Annotated in this window: 10 protein-coding genes and 1 pseudogene; 3 read left to right on the forward strand and 8 right to left on the reverse strand. The window is 73.1% G+C overall.

Annotated features, from left to right (window positions below):
• Together ABT023_RS05865 and yidD are read right to left on the reverse strand one after the other, a co-directional pair.
• Window positions 1-2,385: pseudogene (locus ABT023_RS05865) on the reverse strand (Tex family protein); the annotation flags it as partial.
• A gap of 125 nt (window positions 2,386-2,510) precedes the next feature.
• On the reverse strand, window positions 2,511-3,023 hold the full coding sequence (yidD, locus tag ABT023_RS05870) for a membrane protein insertion efficiency factor YidD (protein WP_350882122.1): 513 nt from the start codon (window positions 3,021-3,023) through the stop codon (window positions 2,511-2,513).
• Between the two features lie 135 nt (window positions 3,024-3,158).
• On the opposite strand from yidD, the gene ABT023_RS05875 reads away from it, so the two are divergent.
• Window positions 3,159-4,670, forward strand: coding sequence for a deoxyguanosinetriphosphate triphosphohydrolase family protein (locus ABT023_RS05875; RefSeq protein ID WP_350882124.1), 1,512 nt, complete (start codon window positions 3,159-3,161; stop codon window positions 4,668-4,670).
• Window positions 4,671-4,685: 15 nt separating this feature from the next.
• Here the strand turns inward: ABT023_RS05875 and ABT023_RS05880 are convergent, their stop codons facing one another.
• The 3 genes from ABT023_RS05880 to ABT023_RS05890 form a co-directional block, all read right to left on the reverse strand.
• A complete protein-coding gene (locus tag ABT023_RS05880) occupies window positions 4,686-5,825 on the reverse strand; it encodes an MBL fold metallo-hydrolase (protein WP_350882126.1) in 1,140 nt (379 codons plus the stop codon).
• A gap of 155 nt (window positions 5,826-5,980) precedes the next feature.
• Window positions 5,981-6,991, reverse strand: coding sequence for a serine hydrolase (locus ABT023_RS05885; protein ID WP_350882128.1), 1,011 nt, complete (start codon window positions 6,989-6,991; stop codon window positions 5,981-5,983).
• Window positions 6,992-7,122: 131 nt separating this feature from the next.
• Entirely contained in the window at window positions 7,123-8,307 is a 1,185-nt protein-coding gene (locus tag ABT023_RS05890; RefSeq protein ID WP_350882130.1) for a zinc-dependent alcohol dehydrogenase, read from the reverse strand.
• Window positions 8,308-8,537: 230 nt separating this feature from the next.
• On the opposite strand from ABT023_RS05890, the gene ABT023_RS05895 reads away from it, so the two are divergent.
• Window positions 8,538-9,506: a peptidoglycan DD-metalloendopeptidase family protein gene (locus ABT023_RS05895; protein WP_350882132.1), complete on the forward strand. Its 969-nt coding sequence runs from the start codon at window positions 8,538-8,540 to the stop codon at window positions 9,504-9,506.
• An 87-nt stretch (window positions 9,507-9,593) separates the two neighbouring features.
• On the opposite strand, the gene ABT023_RS05900 is transcribed toward ABT023_RS05895, so the two are convergent.
• Genes ABT023_RS05900 through ABT023_RS05910 form a run of 3 tightly spaced genes read right to left on the reverse strand, consistent with a single transcriptional unit; the run spans window position 9,594 to window position 12,981 of the window.
• Complete coding sequence (locus tag ABT023_RS05900) at window positions 9,594-10,355, reverse strand: succinate dehydrogenase/fumarate reductase iron-sulfur subunit (protein ID WP_350882134.1); 762 nt, start codon at window positions 10,353-10,355, stop codon at window positions 9,594-9,596.
• Window positions 10,352-12,289, reverse strand: a complete 1,938-nt coding sequence (locus tag ABT023_RS05905; RefSeq protein WP_350882136.1) for a fumarate reductase/succinate dehydrogenase flavoprotein subunit — start codon at window positions 12,287-12,289, stop codon at window positions 10,352-10,354. The genes ABT023_RS05900 and ABT023_RS05905 overlap by 4 nt, the downstream gene beginning before the upstream one ends.
• Before the next feature lie 2 nt (window positions 12,290-12,291).
• Complete coding sequence (locus ABT023_RS05910) at window positions 12,292-12,981, reverse strand: succinate dehydrogenase cytochrome b subunit (RefSeq protein ID WP_350882138.1); 690 nt, start codon at window positions 12,979-12,981, stop codon at window positions 12,292-12,294.
• 77 nt (window positions 12,982-13,058) lie between these two features.
• Between ABT023_RS05910 and ABT023_RS05915 the strand changes: the two genes are divergently transcribed.
• On the forward strand, window positions 13,059-13,988 hold the full coding sequence (locus tag ABT023_RS05915) for a LysR family transcriptional regulator (RefSeq protein ID WP_350882140.1): 930 nt from the start codon (window positions 13,059-13,061) through the stop codon (window positions 13,986-13,988).
• Window positions 13,989-13,996 lie beyond the last annotated feature (8 nt).

Raw genomic sequence — 13,996 nt, forward strand, 5'->3', positions numbered from 1 at the left:
ACTGCTCGCCCCGGCCGCCGCCGGACTGCTCGCCCCGGCCGCCGCCGGACTGCCCGCCCCGGCCGCCGCCGGACTGCCCGCCCCGGCCGCCGCCGGACTGCCCGCCCCGGCCGCCGCCGCGCTCGCGTCGCCCGTCGTCCGGGCCGCCCCGGCCCGCCTCGGTCTCGTCCTCCAGCCGCAGCGTCAGCGAGATCCGCTTGCGCGGCACGTCGATGTCGAGCACCTTGACCCGGACCACGTCGCCCGACTTCACCACGTCGCGCGGGTCCTTGACGAAGGTGCGGGACATCGCCGACACGTGCACCAGGCCGTCCTGGTGCACGCCGACGTCGACGAACGCGCCGAACGCCGCCACGTTGGTGACCACGCCCTCCAGGATCATGCCGGGGGTCAGGTCGCCGATCTTCTCCACGCCCTCGACGAACGTCGCGGTCCGGAACTCCGGCCGCGGGTCCCGGCCGGGCTTCTCCAGCTCGGCCAGGATGTCGGTGACCGTGGGGAGGCCGAACGTGTCGTCGACGAAGTCGGTCGCCCGCAGGCCGCGCAGGATGCCGCTCTGCCCGATCAGCGAACGCAGGTCCTGGCCCGTGCTGGTGAGGATCCGCCGCACCACCGGGTACGCCTCCGGGTGCACGCTGGAGGAGTCCAGCGGGTCGTCGCCGCCGGGGATGCGCAGGAAGCCGGCGCACTGCTCGAACGCCTTGGGGCCGAGCCGGGCCACCTTCTTCAGCTCCTTGCGGGAGCGGAACGGGCCGTTGGCGTCCCGGTGCAGCACGATGTTCTCCGCCAGCCCGGCGCCGATGCCGGAGACCCGGGTCAGCAGCGGCGCGGAGGCGGTGTTGACGTCCACGCCGACGGCGTTCACGCAGTCCTCGACCACGGCGTCCAGCGACCGGGAGAGCTTCACCTCGGACAGGTCGTGCTGGTACTGCCCGACCCCGATCGAGCGCGGGTCGATCTTGACCAGCTCCGCGAGCGGGTCCTGGAGCCGGCGGGCGATGGAGACCGCGCCGCGCAGCGAAACGTCCAGCTCGGGCAGCTCCTGAGAGGCGTACGCGGAGGCGGAGTAGACCGACGCGCCGGCCTCGGAGACCACCACCTTGGTCAGCGTCAGCTCCGGGTGCCGTTTGATCAGGTCAGCGGCGAGCTTGTCGGTCTCCCGGCTGGCGGTGCCGTTGCCGATGGCGATCAGCTCGACGCCGTGCGCCCCGGCCAACCGGGCGAGGGTGTCGACCGAGGCGTCCCACTGCCGGCGCGGCTCGTGCGGATAGATCGTGTCGGTGGCCACCACCTTGCCGGTGGCGTCGACCACCGCGACCTTCACCCCGGTGCGCAGGCCCGGGTCGAGGCCCATGGTCGGCCGGGCACCGGCGGGGGCGGCGAGCAGCAGGTCGCGCAGGTTGGTGGCGAAGACCCGCACGGCCTCCTCCTCGGCCGCCTGCCACAGCCGCATCCGCAGGTCGGCGCCGAGGTGGATGAGGATCCGGGTGCGCCAGGCCCAGCGCACCGTGTCGGCCAGCCACCGGTCGGCGGGCCGGCCGTGGTCGGTGACCCCGAACCGGCCGGCGATCGCCGCCTCGTACCTGCTCGGGCCGGTCGGCGCGGCGTCGGGGTCGCCCTCGGTCTCCGGGGCCATCGTCAGGTCGAGCACGCCCTCCTTCTCGCCGCGCAGCATCGCCAGGATCCGGTGCGAGGGCAGCTTCGGGTACGGCTCGGCGAAGTCGAAGTAGTCGGAGAACTTGGCGCCGGCGGCCTCCTGGCCGTCGCGTACCCGGGCGACCAGCCGCCCCCGCGACCACATCTGCTCGCGCAGCGTGCCGATCAGGTCGGCGTCCTCGGCGAAGCGCTCGATGAGGATGGCCCGCGCGCCGTCCAGCGCGGCGGCGGCGTCGGCCACCCCCCGCTCGGCGTCGACGAACCCGGCGGCCCGCTCCCGAGGGTCCTGCCCCGGGTCGGCCAGCAGCGCCTCGGCCAGGGGCCCCAGCCCGGCCTCGCGGGCGATCTGCGCCCGGGTCCGCCGCTTCGGCTTGTACGGCAGGTAGATGTCCTCCAGCCGGGACTTCGAGTCGGCCGCCATGATCTGCGCTTCCAGGGCCTCGTCGAGCTTGCCCTGGCCGCGGATGGACTCCAGCACCGCGGCGCGACGCTCGTCCAGCTCACGCAGGTAGCGCAGCCGCTCCTCCAGGGTGCGCAGCTGGGCGTCGTCGAGCAGGCCGGTGGCCTCCTTGCGGTAGCGGGCGATGAACGGCACGGTGGAGCCGCCGTCGAGCAGCTCCACGGCCGCCCGTACCTGTCGTTCGGCGACGCCGAGCTCGTCGGCTATCCGCTGGTGCACAGACTGGGTCACGATCTGATCCGCCTTCTCGGGTGGGTTCCGTCCTGCATTGTGCCGCCCGCCCCCGACGCCGCCGCCCTGACCCACCTCCCGCGCACGTCGCCGCCGCCCGAGTGGCGGGTGGCTGGTCCTGAGCCCGACGGCTTCTTCGGCTGATCTTCGAGGTGAGCGGCGGTCAGGGCAGCGGGTCGGCGGTTCCGCGCGGCACCTGCGGCCGGCAACGGCGCAGCCGGGCCGCCGCGAGTCGCCCGCCGACGGCCAGCCCGTACCGGTCGACGGCGGCGAGTCCGTACGCGCTGCAGGTCGGGGTGTACCGGCACTGCCCCGGCCAGCGGTGCGACAGCCGGCGGCGGTAGCCGCGGATCGCGGCGAGACCGGCCCGGTCCAGCGGTCCCGGGCGATTGCCGGCCGTCCGGCCCCGGCGGGCGGGTGCCTGGCCGCCGGCGGCGCCCGCGACGGCGGCGCCCAGGGTGAGCAGGGTGGAGTAGAGCCCGAAGTCGCAGCAGCCCGGGCTGCTGCAAGGGTCGTCGCCACAGGAGTCCAGGGCCCCCTTGCGGCCCTTGCAGCCGGGTCCCTGACGACGCGCGCCGACCTCGCCGTGGCAGTGGCCCGTGGCATGACAGTGGGTCGGCTTGCGGCAGGGGCAGGGCCCCCGGCCACCGGAGTCGCCGGCGCCGGTGATCTTCATGGGCGACATCATGCCTGGTCCGGGCGAGGCGTTCAGCCGGAGCCGCCCTGGTGGGCCCGCCCGCCCCGGGAGGATCCACAAAACGTGACCGGAAACCCGGTGAACATCCGTGGACACCGCACTAGCGTGGTGATCATGGAACCTCCCGCTGACCCGCGGGCGCGCCGGCTGTTCGGCGGCAGCGCCCGGGCCCTCGGCGATCTCGCCGGCAGCCCGTTCCGGGCCGACCGGGACCGGATCGTGGCCTCGCCCTTCTTCACCCGGCTGGGCGGGGTCACCCAGGTGATCAGCCCCGGCGGCTCCGGGCTGCTCGTGCACAACCGGCTCACCCACAGCCTCAAGGTGGCCCAGGTGGCCCGGGCGATCGCCGAGCGGCTCACCGCCGATGATCGCTGGCAGGGCCTGCTGGAGAAGCTGGGCGGCTGCGACCCGGACGTGGTGGAGGCCGCCGCGCTCGCCCACGACCTCGGCCACCCGCCGTTCGGGCACCTCGGGGAGCGGGTGCTCGACCGGCTGGCCCGGCACCGGCTCGGCCTGGCCGACGGGTTCGAGGGCAACGCGCAGTCGTACCGGATCGTCACCAGTACCGAGATCCGGGGCGCGGCGACCACCGGCCTCGACCTGACCGCGGCGGTCCGGGCGGCCCTGCTGAAGTACCCGTGGACCCGGCTGGACCACCCGGACCCGCACCCCCGGCACCTCGCCCCGCCGCCCCGGGGCGCCGCCGCCCCGCCCGACGACCCGGACAGCGGCTCGGCCAAGTTCGGCGCGTACCGCACGGAGCTGGCCGACCTGCGGCAGGCCCGGGAGCCGTTCGTCGGGCGGATCGCCGACTGGCAGCAGACCGTCGAGGCGTCGGTGATGGACACCGCCGACGACATCGCGTACGCCATCCACGACGTGGAGGACTTCTACCGGGTCGGGGTGCTCCAGCAGGGCGCCGTGGCCGCCGAGCTGACGGCCTGGCAGCGGGAGAACGTGCACTTCCGGGCGGTCACCGAGCCGGCCCTGGCCGGGGCGGCCCGGCGGCCCGGGGCGGCGATCGAGCGGCTGCGCCGGCAGTTGCACCGCAAGGACGCCTGGATCACCGACGACGAGGCGTTCGCCGCCGCCGTCGAGCACGTCCGCGAGGAACTGGTCGAGGGGCTGCTGGCCATGCCGTTCGACGGCTCTGTCGAGGCGGAGCAGTACGTGGCCCGGTTCTCCGCCCGGTGGACCACCCGGTTCGTCGACGCGATCACCGTCGCCGAGGCCCCGTCGGTGCGCTCCGGGCACGTGCTGCTCGCCCCGGCGCAGTGGCACGAGGTGCAGGTGCTCAAGTTCGTCCATCACCGGTTCGTGCTGGCCCGGCCGGACCTCGCCCTGCACCAGCGCGGCCAGGCCCGGCTGCTGGGCACCCTCGTCGAGGCGCTGTGGGAGTGGCTGCTCGACCCGGAGGAGGAGTCCCGGCTGCCGCGCCGGCTGCACGACCTGGTCGAGCTGGCAGAGGCGGAGCTGCACCCGCGCACCCCGGACCGGGTCGGCCGGGCCCGGGGGCGGGCGATCATCGACTTCGTCGCGCAGCTCACCGACGGCCAGGCGGTGGCGATGCTGGATGCCCTCTCCGGTCGCTCCGGCGCGCTGTGGACGGACGCCTTCGTGCTGTGAGGGCGGCGCGGGCGCTCAGGCGACCGACTGCCACCAGCCGTCGACCGCGGGCGGGTCGTCGACCACCACCCGCTCGCCGGGGCGGGGCACGGCCAGCCGCACGTCGCGGGCCTTCGCCTCGGCCCAGATCCGGTCCACCGGCTCCGACCAGTCGTGCAGGGCCAGGTTGAACGTCGCCCAGTGCACCGGAACGAGCAGCCCGCCGCGCAGGTCGAGGTGGGCCGCCACGGCCTCCTCCGGGAACATGTGGATGCCCGGCCACGCGCGGTCGTACGCGCCGATCTGCATCAGCGTGACGTCGAACGGGCCGTGCTCCGCGCCGATCTCGGCGTACCCGTCGAAGTAGCCGGAGTCGCCGGTGTAGAACAGGCGGCGGTGCGCGCCGGCCACCACCCACGAGCTCCACAGCGTGCCGTCGCGGCGCAGCCCCCGGCCGGAGAAGTGCTGGGCGGCGGTGGCGGTGATCGTCAGTGGCCCCACCCGGTGGCTCTCCGACCAGTCCAGCTCGACGATCCGGTGCCCCGGCACGCCCCAGCGGTCCAGGTGGGCGCCGACGCCCAGCGGCACCAGGAACGGTGCCGACTGCCCGGCCAGCAGCGCCCGCACGGTGGCCATGTCGAGGTGGTCGTAGTGGTCGTGGGAGATCAGGATCGCGTCCACGGCGGGCAGCTCGTCGAGGCCGACCGGGGGCTCGTGCAGCCGCCGCGGGCCGACCAGCGCCGACGGCGAGCACCGGTCGCTCCACACCGGGTCGATCAGCACCCGGCGCCCCTCGATCTCGACCAGCGCCGACGCGTGGCCGTACCAGACGACGTTGAGCTCGCGCTCGGTCGCGGCGGGCGCGTCGGCCGGACGCCGCAGCGGGACGGCGGCGGCCGGCCGGCGCTTCTGCTTGCCGAAGATCAGCTCGCGGACCAGGTTGCGGTCGAACGCGCCGGGCGTCGTGCGGGTGCTCGGCCGGTTGTGGAAGGTGCCGTCGCGGAACTGCGGCGACCGGGCCGCCCGCGCGGCGCGCGCCCCGGTCAGCCGCCCGCCCAACGCCGCCGGAACGTCCCGTGCCACCCAGGCCAGGCCGGCGAGCGCGGCCAGCCCGGCCGCGCCGCGCAGCCGCCGCCCGAGTGCCCGCTCAACGGCCCGTTCCGCTGGTTCCGCCATCGTCGTGCGCCCCCCTCCGCCGGTGTCCCGCCAGTACACGGTAGTCCGCCGCCGCACCCGCGCGCCGAGCGCCGGTCGGGTCGGCTCGGCCGCGCGGGTGCTCAAGGGGCCTGGTCAGCCGCCGTTGCTCGGCCTTGTTGCTCGGCCGCCGTTGGTCAGCCGCCGTTGCTCGGCCGCCGCACGGTCGGCCGGTAGATGGCGCCGACACCGGTCAGCCCGTCGATGGTGGCCAGGAAGCTGCGCCCCATCCGGGCCCGGGCCTGCACCGCCGGGTGGGTCGCGCCGAAGTTGTCCGCCTCGGCCTGCCCGGCGGCGAACAGGGCGTAGGTCAGCACCGCCGCGCCGGCGGAGTCGAAGATCACGCCGGCCTCGTGCCGGGCGTCGCCGAACCAGCCCGCCTTGGTGGCGATCCGGGCCCGCTGCGCGGAGGACATCTCGCGCCGGATGCCGTCGGTGAACGCGACGGGGGAGCGCAGCAATCCGAGCAGGAACGCCGTCGAGGACGCCGACAGCAGCGTGCCGGCGACCAGCGCCCGCAACAGGTCGTGCGTCTCCCGGGGGGTGCTGGTGCCGAGGAAGAACCGGTTCGGGTTGGCCACCGGCTGCACCTGCGTGTTCGGGAAGCCCTTCGCCACCAGGATCTGGTTCAGCTCGGCCGCCGGGCAGACCAGGCCGCAGAGCCGGACGGCGGTGTCGTCGGAGACGGTGAGCAGGTTCGCCAGCGCGTGCCCCAGGGTGACGCTGCTCGGGTACGCGCCGTCCAGGCTGAAGATCCCGTCCCCGCCGGGCACCACGATCGACGCCGTCACGTCGACCTGCTGGGCGAGCGTGAGCAGTCCCCGGTCGACCTTGTCCAGCACGGCCGTGGCCACCGCGATCTTGTTCACGCTGTACGCCTCGACCTGGGTGTCCGCCTCGTCGGCGACGGCCACCAGCGGGGCGGCGGACGAGTTGGCGACGGTCACGTACGCCTGCCAGTTGCCACCGGCCCGGTTCGACTCCAGGGCGTACCTGGCAGCCACCCAGCTCGCGGCCTCGACCGCGTTGGCCGCCGTCCGGGGACGCATCGCGGTGGCGGAGGCCGGTGTGCCGGCACCGAGCACCGTGCCGGCGGTCGCCACCGTGCCGAGCCCCAGCGCGGCCCTGCGGTTCACCCTGATCGTCATTTGTCTCCCCGTCGGTGGTCGCGGATGATCCGTACCACCGCCACCCTAGGGGAGAAGATCGATTCCGGTGGGCCCCGAAACCCGGTCGTCGGGGCCGGCGACCGACGCCCCCGTGGACGGAGCCGTACGGGTCACGGCGCGAGCACGACCTTGACGCAGCCGTCCTCCTTGTTCTGGAACATCTGGTACGCCTGCGCCGCCTGCGCCAGCGGCACCCGGTGGGTCCGCAGGTCCTCCACGCCCAGCGGGTCGTCGTCGCCGGAGAGCAGCGGCATGATCTCGTCGGTCCACCGGCGTACGTGACACTGCCCCATCCGAACCTGGACGCCCCGGTCGAACATCTCCATCAGCGGCATCGGGTCGACCTCCCCGCCGTACACCCCGGAGACCGACACAGTGCCGCCCCGGCGGACCGCCTTCAGCGCGGCGTGCAGCACGGTCAACCGGTCCACGCCCGCCCTGTCAGTCATGGTCCGGGCCAGCTTGTCCGGCAGCACCCCGGCCGCGGCCTGGGCCAGCTTGCCCGAGGTGGAACCGTGCGCCTCCATGCCGACCGCGTCGATCACCGCGTCCGGTCCGCGTCCGTCGACCAGGTCGATCAGCGCGTCGGGCACGTTGTCGAGCCGGCTGACGTCGAGCGTCTCGATACCGTGCCGGCGGGCCAGCTCCAGCCGCTCCGGCACCAGGTCCAGCCCGATCACCCGGTCGGCGCCGAGGTGCCGGCCGATCCGGGCGCAGAGCTGCCCCACCGGGCCCAGCCCGAACACCGCGAGGGTGCCGCCGGGCGGGGTGTCGGCGTACCGCACCGCCTGCCAGGCGGTGGGCAGGATGTCGGACAGGTACAGCCAGCGCTCGTCCGGGCCGGTCTCCGGAACCTTGATCGGCCCGAACTGGGCGTGCGGCACCCGCAGGTACTCGGCCTGCCCGCCGGGCACCGAGCCGTACAGCGAGGTGTAGCCGAACAGGGCGGCGCCCTTGCCCTCCGAGGTCACCTGGGTGGTCTCGCACTGGGCGTAGAGCTGCCGGTCGCACATCCAGCAGGAGCCGCAGGAGATGTTGAACGGGACCACCACGCGGTCGCCCGGCTTGAGCCGGGTCACCCCCGCGCCGACCTCCTCGACGATCCCCATCGGTTCGTGCCCCAGGATGTCGCCGGGCTTCAGGTACGACCCGAGCACCTCGTACAGGTGCAGGTCGGAGCCGCAGATGGCGGTCGAGGTGATGCGGACGATCGCGTCGGTCGGCTCCTCGATGCGCGGGTCCGGCACCTCCTCGACCCGGACGTCCCGTTTGCCCTGCCAGGTCAGTGCCTTCATGTCGTCATCGTCCCCTCGTCGGTGCCGCCACTACGGGACTGCTACCCCCGTCGGGGCCGTTGAACCGGGGGCGGGCGCCGGTGGCTCGTACGTCGAGCCCGCGAGGGCCCGTCCCGCCTGCGGCTCGCACAGTTGATATTGATCTATCGATATGGAAGATCTACGATCGCTTACCGGCCGCCACCGGATCGTCCACCGGCCACGGCACGAGCGAGCCTCGGGAGACAACAATGAGCGACGATCCGGAAACGGGCCGCCTACTCGACGCGCCGGCGCGTCGCCGCACCCTCCTCACGGCGCTGGGCGTCGGGATCGGGGTCGGGGTCGTCGGCGTGCCCAGCCCGGCGATGGCGGCGGTCGCCGGCTGGAGCAACCCGACGCTCGGCGCGCTGACCTCCGGATACAAGAGCCCCGGCCGTCCCACCCACCTGGGCTGGGACGTGGCGAACAGCCAGGGCACCCCGGTCTACGCGACGGCCGCCGGAACGGTCCGGGACATCAGGACCAACTCGTACCCGGGCGACACGTCGAGCGGCCCCCTGGGCGGTCGCACCGGCAACAGCGTCCACCTCGACCACGCCGACAGCTACTTCTCCTACTACGGCCACCTCCACCGGGTGCTGGTCAGCGACGGCCAGCAGGTCAGCTGCGGACAGCTGATCGGCCTGATGGGCACCACCGGCAACTCGACCGGCCCGCACCTGCACTTCGAGATCCACCGACCCCGGCTGACCTCGACGGACCCCCGGGTCTTCCTGGCCAACCGGGGTATCACCCTCGGCTCGACGGCCCCCGTCGGCAGCACCGGCTACCCGAGCGTCGGCCAGGGCGCCTCGGGGTGGGTGCCCAAGGTGATCCAGTACCTGGTGCGGGCGCGCGGCATCTCCGTCGTCGTGGACGGCGTCTTCGGACCGGCCTGCGCCTCGGCGGTGAGGTCGTTCCAGAGCGGCCGAGGCCTCTACGCCGACGGGATGGTCGGCCCGATCACCTGGACCGCCCTCGTCCTGCCCCTGCTTGAGGGCAACTCCGGCGACCTGGTCCGCGGCCTGCAGACCGCGCTCAACGGCCGGGGCGCGGGCCTCGTCGTGGACGGCGGTTTCGGTTCGGTCACCACCAGCGCGGTACGCGGCTTCCAGAGTCGCAACGGTCTCGTCGCCGATGGTCTCGTCGGCCCGGTGACCTGGAGCGTGCTGATCTGAGCCGTCGTCGATCACCGGCCGCCTGAAGACGGACCGACCGCCTGCCCCCGGTGGGACGTGGCGGTCGGTCGTCGGGGTGCGCTCGGGTCAGGAGCCCGGGGTGCCGCCGCCCTTGGCGGTCGCCGTGAGGTAGTCGCGGTTGAGTCGGCCGATGGTGTTCAGCGGGATGCCCTTCGGGCAGACCACCGTGCACTCGCCGGCGTTGGTGCAACCGCCGAAGCCGGCCTCGTCGTGCGCGTCCACCATCCCGATCACCCGGGTGTACCGCTCGGGCTGGCCCTGCGGCAGCAGCGAGAGCTGGGTGAGCTTGGCGGCGGTGAAGAGCATGCCGGAGCCGTTCGGGCAGGCCGCCACGCAGGCCCCGCAGCCGATGCAGGCGGCCGAGGAGAATGCGGCGTCCGCGTCGGCCTTGGCCACCGGCGTGGCGTGGGCCTCGGGGGCGCTGCCGGTCGGCGCGGTGATGTAACCGCCGGCGGCGATGATCTTGTCGAAGGCGCCCCGGTCGACCACCAGGTCCTTGATGACCGGGAAGGCGCGGGCCCGCCACGGCTCGATGTCGATCGTGTCGCCGTCGGAGAACTGCCGCATGTGCAGCTGGCAGGCGGTGGTGCCGCGCTGCGGCCCGTGCGCGTCGCCGTTGATCATCAGGCCGCACATGCCGCAGATGCCCTCGCGGCAGTCGTGGTCGAACGCCACCGGCTCCTCGCCGGTCAGGGTCAGCCGCTCGTTGAGCACGTCGAGCATCTCCAGGAACGACATGTCGGGGGAGACGTCGTCGACCTGGTAGGTCACCATCCGACCCTTGTCCTCGGGGCCGGGCTGGCGCCAGATGCGCAGGGTCAGGTTCACTTGTAGCTCCGCTGCGTCGGGTGCACGTATTCGAACTTCAGGTCTTCCTTGTGCAGCACGGCCGGCTCGCCGGGGTCGGTGTACTCCCAGGCCGCCACGTAGGCGAACCGGTCGTCGTCGCGCTGCGCCTCGCCGTCCGGGGTCTGGTGCTCGGCCCGGAAGTGACCGCCGCAGGACTCCTCGCGGTGCAGGGCGTCGACACACATCAGCTCGGCCAGCTCGAAGAAGTCGGCCACCCGGCCGGCCTTCTCCAGCGACTGGTTGAGCCCCTCGCCGTCGCCCGGCACCCGGACCCGCTGCCAGAACTGCTCGCGCAGCGCGCGGATCTCGTCGATCGCCTTGCGCAGCCCGGCCTCGCTGCGCTCCATCCCGCAGTGCTCCCACATGATCTGGCCCAGCTCGCGGTGGAACGAGTCGACCGTCCGGTCGCCGTCGACCGCCAGCAGCCGCCGGACGCGGTCCTCCACGTCGGCGCGGGCCTCGACCGCCGCCGGGTGGCTGGCGTCGACCTTCTCCAGCGGCCCGGAGGCCAGGTAGTTGGCGATGGTGCTGGGCAGCACGAAGTAGCCGTCGGCCAGGCCCTGCATCAGCGCCGACGCGCCGAGCCGGTTCGCGCCGTGGTCGGAGAAGTTCGCCTCGCCGATCACGAACAGCCCGGGGATGGTCGACTGGAGGTCGTAGTCGACCCAGAGGCCGCCCATCGTGTAGTGCACGGCGGGGTAGATCCGCATCGGGACCTGGTACGGGTCCTCGCCGGTGATCCGCTCGTACATCTCGAAGAGGTTGCCGTACTTCGCCTCGATGGCCTTGCGGCCGAGCCGGTCGATGGCGTCGGCGAAGTCGAGGTAGACGCCGAGCTTCGTCGGGCCCACGCCCCGCCCCTCGTCGCAGACGTTCTTCGCGGCGCGGGAGGCGATGTCCCGGGGCACCAGGTTGCCGAACGACGGGTAGATCCGCTCCAGGTAGTAGTCCCGCTCGTCCTCTCCGATGTCGCGGGGGGCGCGGTCGTCGCCCTTGGTCTTCGGCACCCACACCCGGCCGTCGTTGCGCAGCGACTCGCTCATCAGCGTCAGCTTCGACTGGTGGTCGCCGGAGACGGGGATGCAGGTCGGGTGGATCTGGGTGTAGCAGGGGTTGGCGAAGTAGGCGCCCTTGCGGTGCGCCCGCCAGGTCGCGGTGACGTTGCAGCCCTTGGCGTTGGTGGAGAGGTAGAAGACGTTGCCGTACCCGCCGGAGGCGAGCACCACCGCGTCGGCCATCTCGGTGCTGATCTCGCCGGTGACCAGGTCCCGGACCACGATGCCCCGGGCCCGCCCGTCGACGACGACCAGCTCCAGCATCTCGTGCCGGGCGTTCATCTCGACGTTGCCCAGGCCGATCTGCCGCTCCAGCGCCTGGTACGCCCCGAGCAGCAACTGCTGGCCCGTCTGGCCCCGGGCGTAGAAGGTGCGCTGCACCTGCGCGCCACCGAACGAGCGGGTGTCGAGCAGGCCGCCGTACTCGCGGGCGAACGGCACGCCCTGGGCGACGCACTGGTCGATGATGTTGACCGACACCTCGGCCAGCCGGTGCACGTTCGACTCCCGGGAGCGGAAGTCGCCGCCCTTGACGGTGTCGTAGAACAGCCGGTGCACCGAGTCGCCGTCGTTGCGGTAGTTCTTGGCGGCGTTGATGCCGCCCTGCGCGGCGATCGAGTGGGCCCGGCGCGGGCTGTCCTGGTAGCAGTACGACCTGACCCGGTAACCCTGCTCGGCCAGCGTGGCGGCGGCCGACCCGCCGGCCAGGCCGGTGCCCACCACGATCACCGTCATCTTGCGGCGGTTGGCCGGGTTGACCAGCTTGGCCTCGAAGCGGCGGGTGTCCCAGCGGTCCTCGACCGGGCCGCCGGGAGCCGCCGTGTCGGCGATCGGGTCGCCCTCGGTGAACAGATCCATGGTCAGGCCACCAATCCGGTGAGTACGGCGAACGGGACCACCAGGTAGCCGGCGCAGAGCGCGACGGCGAAGACGAGTGCGGCGACGCGCGCCCGGCGCTCGCCCCCCGGGGTCTGCTGGCCGAGGCTGCGGAACGCGCTGAACACGCCGTGGCGCAGGTGGAAGCCGAGCGCCACGATCGCCAGGGTGTAGAAGAGCGTGACGTACCAGCGCTCCGGCGCGAAGTCGGCGACCACGTTGCCGTACGGGTTACTGGAATCGCCCTTGGGGTTCAGGTGACCGGTGGTCAGGTCCAGGATGTGGTAGATCACGAAGAGCAGGATGATCACCCCACCCCAGCGCATGGTCCGGGCCGCGTAGCTGCCCCGGACCGCCTTGCGGTGGGCGTACCGCACCGGGCGGGCGGCGCGGGCGCGCAGGGCGAGCACCGTGGCGGCGGCGATGTGACCCAGCACGGCGACCAGCAGCGCCGTGCGCTGGATCCACAGGAACCAGGTCGACGGGAGCAGCGGCGTGCCGAGGTCGCGCAGCCAGTGCCCGTAGTGGTCGAACGCGGTCTCGCCCGTGAAGATCTTCAGGTTGCCGAGCATGTGGGCGATCAGGAACAGCACAAGGAGGATGCCCGTCACCGCCATGACGGCCTTCAGGCCGACGTTGGAGCGGATGGGCGACCGAGTTTTCGTGAGTACCACTTGACCGACGCTAGGAGCACTTCGACTAGTCGTCCAATGCATCGAACTCGCAGTCTTGATAGCCATAGGCTATGTAGATGCAGCTCCATCAGCTCCGCTACTTCGTCGCAGTCGCGGAAGTGCGACATTTCACCCAGGCGGCCGATGTCGTCGGCATAACCCAGCCCTCGTTGAGTAAGCAAATTCACGCCCTGGAGGCGGACCTCGGGGCACCGCTGTTCGAGCGGGTGCGGGGCAATATCGCCCTCACCGCCGCCGGCGAGGTGCTGCTCCCGCTGGCCAGGCGGATCCTCGCCGACGTCGAGACCGCCACCCGCGAGGTCCAGGAACTGGTCGGGCTGCGGCGCGGCCGGGTCCGCCTCGGCGCCACCCCGAGCCTGGCCACCGCGCTCGCCCCGCCGGTGCTGCGCCGGTTCCGCGACGCCCACCCCGCCGTCGACCTGCGGGTGGAGGAGGGCGGCTCGCAGAACCTGGTCCGCGACCTGCTCCGCGGCGACCTCGACCTGGCGTTGATCATCATGCCCGCCCACGGCGCGGATCCGGGGCTGCACACCGAGGAGATCCTGCGGGAGAGCCTGGTGGTGGCCTCGCTGGACGAGGTCCCCGGCACCTCGGCGGCCGGCGAGCTGCGCGTCACCGACCTGCGCGGCCAGCCGCTGGTCATGTTCCGCGAGGGCTACGACCTGCGCGACGCCACCCTCCAGGCGTGCCGGGAGGCCGGCTTCGAGCCCACCCTCTCCGTCGACGGCGGCGAGATGGACGCCGTGCTCAGCTTCGTCGAGGCCGGGCTCGGGGTGGCGCTGGTGCCCGGCATCGTGGTGGCCCGCCGACCCGCCATCCGGGTCACCCGGCTGGCCCCGCCGGGGGTGCGCCGGACCATCGCCGTGGCCCGCCGCCGCGACGTCGAGCCCACCCACGCCGGGCGCGAGCTGCGCCGCATCCTGATGGACTACGTGCACACCGCGATCGAGGCGGACGGCCTACCGCCCGGGGTGGAGCCGAGGTGAGAGACCCC

Source organism: Micromonospora sp. NPDC002296 (assembly GCF_040296145.1).
In the GTDB taxonomy this organism is placed as follows: Bacteria; Actinomycetota; Actinomycetes; order Mycobacteriales; family Micromonosporaceae; genus Micromonospora.

Coding starts and splice junctions, on each gene's coding strand:
- yidD (WP_350882122.1), bottom strand. CDS start 3,023: ATGAAGATCACCGGCGCCGGCGACTCCGGTGGCCGGGGGCCCTGCCCC.
- ABT023_RS05875 (WP_350882124.1), top strand. CDS start 3,159: ATGGAACCTCCCGCTGACCCGCGGGCGCGCCGGCTGTTCGGCGGCAGC.
- ABT023_RS05880 (WP_350882126.1), bottom strand. CDS start 5,825: ATGGCGGAACCAGCGGAACGGGCCGTTGAGCGGGCACTCGGGCGGCGG.
- ABT023_RS05885 (WP_350882128.1), bottom strand. CDS start 6,991: ATGACGATCAGGGTGAACCGCAGGGCCGCGCTGGGGCTCGGCACGGTG.
- ABT023_RS05890 (WP_350882130.1), bottom strand. CDS start 8,307: ATGAAGGCACTGACCTGGCAGGGCAAACGGGACGTCCGGGTCGAGGAG.
- ABT023_RS05895 (WP_350882132.1), top strand. CDS start 8,538: ATGAGCGACGATCCGGAAACGGGCCGCCTACTCGACGCGCCGGCGCGT.
- ABT023_RS05905 (WP_350882136.1), bottom strand. CDS start 12,289: ATGGATCTGTTCACCGAGGGCGACCCGATCGCCGACACGGCGGCTCCC.
- ABT023_RS05915 (WP_350882140.1), top strand. CDS start 13,059: ATGCAGCTCCATCAGCTCCGCTACTTCGTCGCAGTCGCGGAAGTGCGA.